Source organism: Pseudomonas sp. C8002 (assembly GCF_013385765.1).
Lineage (GTDB): Bacteria > Pseudomonadota > Gammaproteobacteria > Pseudomonadales > Pseudomonadaceae > Aquipseudomonas.
Genome location: NZ_JACAPJ010000026.1, coordinates 116,522 through 124,191, shown reverse-complemented (window position 1 = coordinate 124,191; position 7,670 = coordinate 116,522). Strand labels below are relative to the sequence as shown.

The window sequence follows — 7,670 nt, the reverse complement described above, 5'->3', positions numbered from 1 at the left end:
CTCTTGCTTTTGATTTTGATCTGACTGCCCCAATAAGTCCGAGGCCGAACGCAGGTATTGCGGAGCGGCGGCCCGCGGAGCAATGCCGTTTGGTGGACTTTGCCGCTTTTGCAAAGTGACTCGCTGTAAGAGCGAAACCATACGCCGCCGTTACCCAAATAACGGATATGTACCCAATCACTGAGCTGGCTTGCAGGCATGGCATCAGGTTTGTGCAGCCAACTCCCGCAGCACCTTGAGCAATGTGGTCTCACCCTTAACCACGTCCGCCTGCTCAAAGCAGATCCAACCTTCGTTAAACCCATCAATCATGCGCATGCGCGGCATTGGATTCTGCGCGCCTTGCTCACGAAACATCGGCTCCCACGCATCGCGAGGCACCACCTGTGCTGTCACACCACGACCAAGCACTTCGGTCAACGTGCGAGCGATGTCGTTCGGGCTGACCCATTGGCCTTCCAGCTCAACTACCCGACGCCCGCTCCAGTGTTGCTGCAACAATTGCGCAGCGAGGCGGCCGACGTCGGCGGTGGCGATCATCGGTACGGTCTTATCCAGCGGTTGCAGGAAGCTGTGGATCACTCCGTGTTCGCGGGCGGTGGCTACGTCGTAGGCGGCGTTTTCCATGAACCAGCCCGGACGCAAAAAGGTCACCGGCACGTTCAACGCGCTCAGCGCCTGTTCCATCAAGGTGCGTTGGGTCAGCAGATTCAGGTGCTCGGCCTGGGCGCCGATGGTCGACAGGCAAACAACTTTCTGCGGGGCCGCAGCTTCAATGGCCTGAGCGACGGCGGCAATCACCTTGCGCGCCTCGGGAAAACCCGGCTCCGGGTCGAAATCCGAAGGCGGCAGGATGAACACGCCGGTGGCACCCTTGAATGCTTCAGTGAGGGCCGCAGCGTCGTCCATATTGGCGATGGCGACCTCGCAACCAAGGGCGGCCCATACGGCGCCTTTGCCCGCATCGCGAATGACTGCGCGCACGGGTTGACGATCGTTGAGGAGAAAGCGCGCGAGGGCGCCGCCGACTTTGCCTGTGATTCCGGTGATGACATACATGGTGTTTACGCCTGTTGTTCCAATGTGTGGATCAAGCATAAACACCGCCCTGGATTGACAGAATAGCGATCCCGTCACTGCATCAGTGACTCATAATCATGAATCACCCAGCGGTGGCAGCCGGCGCTTTACCGGGGTTTTCTTGACGATGGCCGTGTTGGTTTCGGCGTACGCGTTGAGCCGGTCCAGCAGGGTGTCCAGTTGGTCCATGGTGCGCACATGCAGGCGTGCGATGAAGCAGTCATCGCCGGTCACCTTGTCGCACTCGGTGAACTCGGGGATCGCCTGGATCTGGCGCTCCACCTCCTGCAGTTTCCCGGGCAAAGGGCGAATGCGCACGATGGCTTGCAGCAGATAGCCAAAATGCTTCGGGTCAATGTCCACGGTGTAGTTCTTCAACACGCCACGCTCTTCCAGGCGCCGCAGCCGCTCGCCGACGCTGGGGGAGGACAGGCCGGTGATACCCGCCAAGGCCTTGAGGGACAGGCGCGAATCGTCCATCAGCGCGGCGATCAGTTGCTGGTCAATGCTGTCAATCATGGTCGCTCCGAAAGCGATTGCTCAGGTTTGCCTAATAAGAATAGGCGAAATGCAAGGTTCGCCTTATTTAGAATCTGGAGTCGCTACAGGCCAGATTGCCATAATTGAGCCTCACTTGAGGAGCTCAATCATGGACAAATCCATACGTCGCGGTTCATGGGAAATGGTCGCCGCCATGCTCATATCCGGCACCATCGGCTGGTTCGTGCTGGTGTCGGGAGTGCCGGTGGTCGAAGTGGTGTTCTGGCGCTGCGTGATCGGCGCGCTGACGTTGCTGGTGGTGTGCTGGCTGCTCGGCTATCTGCGCCTGGACTTGCTGGACTACACCAAACTCGGGCTGGCGATGCTCAGCGGCGTGGCGATCGTGGGGAATTGGTTGCTGCTGTTCGAGTCCTACGCCAGGGCATCCATCTCCATCAGCACGGCGGTGTATAACGTCCAGCCGTTTATGTTGGTGATGCTGGCGGCGGTGTTCCTGGGGGAGAAAATCACCTTGCAAAAACTTGCCTGGTTGAGCGTGGCTTTCGTCGGGATGCTGGCGATTGTCACCGCTCATGGCAGTCAGCAAAACACTGGGGATGACTACCTGGCGGGTGTGGCATTGGCCCTGGGCGCGGCGTTTCTGTATGCGATTGCGGCGCTGATCATCAAGCGCCTGAAGGAAGTGCCGCCCCATTTGATGGCGTTGATTCAGGTGAGCACGGGTGCCTTGCTGCTGGCACCGCTGATGCAGTGGCACAGCCTGTCTGCATCGATGGATGCTTGGGCGGCATTGCTGACCTTAGGCGTGGTGCATACCGGCTTGATGTACGTGCTGCTGTATGGCGCGATCCAGAAGTTGCCGACGGCAATCACCGGGGCGCTGTCGTTTATCTACCCGATTGCGGCAATCTTTGTCGACTGGATTGCCTTTGGGCATCGCCTGGGCTGGTTGCAATGGCTGGGCGTGGCGGCGATTTTGCTCGCGGCGGCGGGGTTGCAGCGGGGTTGGTGGTGGCGTTCGAAAACAGTGATGAGCGTCACGCCGTAGCATGACGCTCACCGGCGACTCAATGTGCGCCGCGCGGGATGGTCTTGAGCAGGTCATCCGGGCTGATATAACCCACCACGCTGCCCGGTTGCGGCAGGCCGAGGATGTGGCCCTTGATCTTGCCGATCACGTGCATCTCGCAAGGCTTGCAGTCGAACTTCAGCGTCAGTACTTCGTCGCCGTGGATCAACTGCATCGGCGCAACCTTGGTCTTCACCCCCGTCACACCCTTGGCCTGTTTGGGGCAGAGGTTGAACGAGAACCGCAGGCAGTGCTTGGTGATCATCACCGGCACTTCGCCGGTTTCTTCGTGGGCTTCGTACGCCGCGTCGATCAGTTGCACACCATGGCGGTGATAGAAGTCGCGAGCCTTCTGGTTGTAGACGTTGGCCAGGAACGACAGGTGCGATTCCGGATACACCGGCGGCGGCGTGGTTTCCGCCTTGCGGCCGCCCCGTGGATGAGCCTGGATACGCGCCTCGGTCAGCGCCTCGATCACTTCACGGCGCAGGGCCTTGAGCTGCGAATTCGGGATGAAGAACGCCTGCGGCGCATCCAGCTCGATCGCGGTGGCGTGGTACTGGGTGGTGCCCAGTTGGCCCAGCAGGTCGCGCAGGGTTTCCAGGGCCTGTTCCGGCTTGTTGGCCACGCCAAACGGGCCGGGCAGGGCAACGCTGGCGCTGATGCCTTCTTCGCTGGTGACGGTCAGTTCCAGGCGGTCTTCCTGCAGGCGAGCCGCCCAGGACACACCAATACGGCGCTCGGCGGAAGTCTTCAGCAAAGCCTGCTGCCAGTTATGGTCCAGGTTGCGGTTCAACGGATGATTCGGCCGCAGTTGATGCAGGCCAGCCGGCATCTCATTGGGCTCGACGCGGTAGCGGTAGCGCTTCTCGCCGTCTTCTTCGAACTCGCCTTTTGGCTCGGCGATGTTCGCGCGGAAACCCACCACTTCACGCTTGATCAGCACGTTGAGGCCGTCGCCATTGGACAGCGGCTCATGGGTGACCACTTGCAAGTCACGCTTGCCGGCTTTTTCCACCACCCCCACCGGCAGGCCGGTAAAGGTCGGGGTGTCGAAGGCGCCAATGTCGACCTTGCGGTCGGTGACGAAGTAGTCGGTGCTGCCACGATGGAAGGTCTTTTCCGGGTCCGGCAGGAAGAAATGCGCGGTGCGGCCGCTGGAAGCGCGGGCCAGGTCCGGACGGTCTTCGAGGATCTCGTCCAGGCGCTGGCGGTAATAGGCGGTGATGTTCTTCACATAGCCCATGTCCTTGTAGCGGCCTTCGATCTTGAACGAACGCACGCCGGCATCCACCAGGGCGCGCAGGTTGGCGCTCTGGTTGTTGTCTTTCATCGACAACAGGTGCTTTTCAAAGGCAACCACACGGCCTTGGTCATCCTTGAGGGTGTAGGGCAGGCGGCAGGCCTGGGAGCAATCGCCACGGTTGGCGCTGCGGCCATTCTGGGCGTGGGAGATGTTGCACTGGCCGGAGAAGGCCACGCACAAGGCACCGTGGATGAAGAACTCGATGGCGGCATCGGTTTCATCGGCAATCGCACGGATTTCCTGCAGGTTCAGCTCACGGGCCAACACCAGCTGCGAAAAACCGGCCTGGTCGAGGAACTTGGCCCGGCCCAGGGTACGGATGTCGGTCTGGGTGCTGGCGTGCAGCTCGATGGGCGGGATATCCAGCTCCATCACCCCCAGGTCCTGGACGATCAGCGCGTCGACGCCGGCATCGTATAGCTGGTGGATCAGCTTGCGCGCCGGCTCCAGCTCGTTGTCGTGCAGGATCGTGTTGATGGTGGTGAACACCCGCGCGTGGTAGCGCCGGGCGAACTCCACCAACTGCGCGATATCGCTCACGTCGTTGCAGGCGTTATGGCGCGCGCCGAAACTCGGGCCGCCGATGTACACGGCGTCGGCGCCATGCAAGATGGCCTCGCGGGCGATGGCAACATCGCGGGCAGGGCTGAGCAATTCCAGGTGATGCTTGGGCAAGGACATAGTTTTTTTAGTCAGGCTTGTCACGGAGGCGGGCATTGTAGCTGCGAAATGCGCTATCGACATCTATCAAGCCCCAGGTGTGCTCCCAAATTGGAATGCACTCAACTGTGGGAGCCGGGCTTGCCCGCGATGCAGACACCGCCGTGTATCAGTGACACCGAGGCGATCCCATCGCAGCCTCGCTGGGGCTCGACAGCTCCCACATTTGATAATCGTTGGTTGATATAGAGCGTTTGACTCAGCCCTTGGCGGCCATCGCAGTGACTTCAACCCGCATGCCTTCGACGGCCAGGGCGGCAACACCAACCGCCGCACGCACCGGCCAGGGCTTGGCGAAGTAGCGTTTGTAGACTTCGTTGAACGCGGCGCGGTCGGCCATGTCGGTCAGGTAGATGGTCAAGTGCATGACCCGGTCAATCGAACTGCCGGCACGTTCCAGGGCCACCTTGAGGGCTTGCAGGGTGCATTCGCTTTGCAGGGTGATGTCGCCAAGCTCCAGGCTGCCGTCGGCGCGGGTAGGGATTTGCGTGGAGACGAGGATGCCGTTGAAGCCGATGACGTCGGAAGAGATGGAGTCCGGGTCGAGATCTGGGGTGAAGGCGAGGTCGTGGTTGGCCATGGGATTCCCTTGGGTGACATCAGAAAGAAGGCCGATATGGTCCCCGAAAAAAAGGCCCGGGGCAAACCCGGGCCTTTTCGGCGAAGCAGCAAGGTAAAACGAAAGTCCACGATTAACCGTGTTTGTTTAACTAGCCTGTTGTTTCGTGGATAGTTTAATTGCCAATAGTTGCGTGCGCAGGTGCACTGCCGATTAAACTCGATTAATTAAAATTCACTGTGCATATGCGCACGCTGCTGTAGTTTTAACCCTGTCTTAGCCGCTCTGCTTCGACAACATCCTTTGGTTTGCCGCCGCAGTCTCTGCGGCGGATTTTTTATGGGCGCTGATGTATATATATTTAACTTATTTATAAAGTGGCACTTTGATAGTTGGTTGAATCAAACTATCAGTACACCAAGAGAGGCTTGTGCCTGCCCCATTTCGCACAACTGCTGTGCAAGATGAGGGATTAATCCACCGCCGCTGAATGCCTATAGTTCTTTCACCGCCGCAGCGCCCCACGGGGCATGCGAAATCCAGTCGTAGATTGAGGTGATCATAATGAATAGCGAATTCAAGCCTGACGTGGCCGATACCCAACTGCAGCACCTGCTCGATGCCGAATACTTTGAATACAGCAAGGCTGCCAATCCCATCAGCGCCAACCTGATCACGCGCATTCCCTATCACAGCTTCCCGGCCTCGCTGTACGACAGTGGGCCCTCTCGGGTAGTGCCGCTGGACCTCAGCGATGCCTTGGGTTGCGAAGGTCCGGCCACCGGTCCGGGGCTGTGTGCGAACTTCATTCGCCTGAACGCCGGCGATACGCTGGAACTGCACCCCAACGCCACCTCACAGGTGTTTTATGTCATCGCCGGGCAGGGCAGTGTAGTTCAGGGCGCGCACCGCATCGACTGGACCAAAGGCTGCTTCATTGCGCTGCCAGGTCTGCAGCAAGCGCGGTTCAGCGCATCAGAGGATGCGCGCCTGTATTACGTCCACGATGAGCCGCTGTTGCGTTACCTGGGCGTGACCCGCAGTGCCGATCGCTTCGTGCCGACGCTGTATCCCGCGGAGCTGGCCAACGCAAAACTGCGCGAAGCGGCCGATGATCCCCGCGCTCAGGACCGTAGCCGTATCAGCATCCTGCTGGGCAATCGCAACTTCCCGCAGACCCGTACCGTGACCCATGTGCTATGGGCGATGTACGGCATCCTGCCGCCGGGGTCGATTCAGAAGCCCCACCGACACCAGTCGATTGCGCTGGATTTCATCATTGATTGCCCCAAGGGCTGCTATTCGCTGGTGGGCACCGAACTGGACGCCGATGGGCAGATCCGCAACCCGGTGCGGGTCGACTGGTCGCCGGGCCTGGCGTTCGTGACCCCGCCAGGCTACTGGCATGCTCACTTCAACGAGTCCGATACGGAAGCCTTCCTGATTCCGATCCAGGACGCCGGGCTGCAAACCTATCTGCGGTCGCTGGATATCCGCTTCAGTTGAGACGTTTCCAGTGCGGTGTTTCGCCCATCTGCTCGACGATAAAGTCGATGAAGCACCGCACTTTGGAAGACACGATGCGCTTGGGTGGATACACGAACCACACCGCCGATTCACGGCCTGCGATGCGGATATCCCACTCAGGCAACCACACCAGCAACTCGCCGGTTTCAATGGGTTTGGCTACCAGCCAGTCGGGCAGCAAGGCAAATCCCAGCCCTTGTTGTGCGGCGATCAATTGTGCGTCCAGGTCGTTGATCCGGATGCTGTCTTTATGCACCAGCGGTGACACCTCATGCCCGTTGGCAAATGCACTGTCAGCCGCCCCCAGGATCGCCGGCATGGCAGCCAGGTCGGCAGGGTTGACCGGCGCCGGATACTCCCGGCAAAACGCCGGGCTGGCCACCAGCCGGTAGCGCTCATCGCAGATCTTGCGTGCCTTCAACGTGGAATCCGCCAGGGTGCCAATGCGGATCGCCAGGTCCGCGCCGGCATGAATCAGGTTGACGTGGCTGTCGTCCAGCACCAGTTCCAGCTTGATCTGCGGGTAGCGGGCCAGGAAGGCATTCAAGGTGGGAAGGATATGGTGACGGGCAAAGGCGGGCGGCAGGTTGAGCTTGAGCACGCCCCGTGGTTGTTCGTTCAGCGCGGAGGTGGCCGCCTTGGCTTGTTCCAGCTCGTCCAGCACCCGGCGTGCGTGCGTCAGGAATGTCTGGCCACCCTCGGTCAGGTGCAGCGTACGGGTAGAGCGGTTGAACAAGGCGATGCCGAGGTCCTGTTCAAGGTCCTTCACGTAGCGTGAAACCGTGGAAGCCTTGATGCCAAGCCGGTCGGCGGCACGGGAGAAGTTATTGCCCTCGGCGGCTTCGACAAAGGCGGTTAACGCAGCGAAGTAATCCAAGGGCGGCCTCGACTTGACGGTGGGTTGCCTG

Annotated in this window: 7 protein-coding genes; 2 read left to right on the top strand and 5 right to left on the bottom strand. The window is 60.2% G+C overall.

The annotated features are described in order from the left end of the window. Positions 1 to 204: 204 nt before the first annotated feature. Both HX814_RS25590 and HX814_RS25585 read right to left on the bottom strand, forming a co-directional pair. Positions 205 to 1,059 (bottom strand): NmrA family NAD(P)-binding protein, encoded by an 855-nt coding sequence (locus HX814_RS25590; protein WP_177009547.1) that lies wholly within the window; start codon positions 1,057 to 1,059, stop codon positions 205 to 207. Positions 1,060 to 1,155: 96 nt separating this feature from the next. After that, complete coding sequence (locus HX814_RS25585; RefSeq protein WP_008433323.1) at positions 1,156 to 1,599, bottom strand: Lrp/AsnC family transcriptional regulator; 444 nt, start codon at positions 1,597 to 1,599, stop codon at positions 1,156 to 1,158. A gap of 130 nt (positions 1,600 to 1,729) precedes the next feature. Between HX814_RS25585 and HX814_RS25580 the strand changes: the two genes are divergently transcribed. After that, positions 1,730 to 2,629: a DMT family transporter gene (locus HX814_RS25580; RefSeq protein WP_177009546.1), complete on the top strand. Its 900-nt coding sequence runs from the start codon at positions 1,730 to 1,732 to the stop codon at positions 2,627 to 2,629. A 19-nt stretch (positions 2,630 to 2,648) separates the two neighbouring features. On the opposite strand, the gene HX814_RS25575 is transcribed toward HX814_RS25580, so the two are convergent. Together HX814_RS25575 and HX814_RS25570 are read right to left on the bottom strand one after the other, a co-directional pair. After that, entirely contained in the window at positions 2,649 to 4,637 is a 1,989-nt protein-coding gene (locus HX814_RS25575; RefSeq protein WP_102369094.1) for a U32 family peptidase, read from the bottom strand. A gap of 238 nt (positions 4,638 to 4,875) precedes the next feature. Further along, positions 4,876 to 5,256, bottom strand: a complete 381-nt coding sequence (locus HX814_RS25570; protein ID WP_003217799.1) for a RidA family protein — start codon at positions 5,254 to 5,256, stop codon at positions 4,876 to 4,878. A 543-nt stretch (positions 5,257 to 5,799) separates the two neighbouring features. Between HX814_RS25570 and HX814_RS25565 the strand changes: the two genes are divergently transcribed. Continuing rightward, positions 5,800 to 6,741: a cupin gene (locus HX814_RS25565; RefSeq protein ID WP_177009545.1), complete on the top strand. Its 942-nt coding sequence runs from the start codon at positions 5,800 to 5,802 to the stop codon at positions 6,739 to 6,741. Here the strand turns inward: HX814_RS25565 and HX814_RS25560 are convergent. Further along, entirely contained in the window at positions 6,734 to 7,639 is a 906-nt protein-coding gene (locus HX814_RS25560) for a LysR family transcriptional regulator (protein ID WP_177009544.1), read from the bottom strand. The genes HX814_RS25565 and HX814_RS25560 overlap by 8 nt on opposite strands. Between the last annotated feature and the right edge of the window lie 31 nt (positions 7,640 to 7,670).

What these genes read in the sequence shown, in the direction of transcription:
- HX814_RS25575 (WP_102369094.1), bottom strand. Translation starts at nt 4,637, where the DNA reads ATGTCCTTGCCCAAGCATCACCTGGAATTGCTCAGCCCTGCCCGCGAT.
- HX814_RS25565 (WP_177009545.1), top strand. Translation starts at nt 5,800, where the DNA reads ATGAATAGCGAATTCAAGCCTGACGTGGCCGATACCCAACTGCAGCAC.
- HX814_RS25580 (WP_177009546.1), top strand. Translation starts at nt 1,730, where the DNA reads ATGGACAAATCCATACGTCGCGGTTCATGGGAAATGGTCGCCGCCATG.
- HX814_RS25590 (WP_177009547.1), bottom strand. Translation starts at nt 1,059, where the DNA reads ATGTATGTCATCACCGGAATCACAGGCAAAGTCGGCGGCGCCCTCGCG.
- HX814_RS25570 (WP_003217799.1), bottom strand. Translation starts at nt 5,256, where the DNA reads ATGGCCAACCACGACCTCGCCTTCACCCCAGATCTCGACCCGGACTCC.
- HX814_RS25585 (WP_008433323.1), bottom strand. Translation starts at nt 1,599, where the DNA reads ATGATTGACAGCATTGACCAGCAACTGATCGCCGCGCTGATGGACGAT.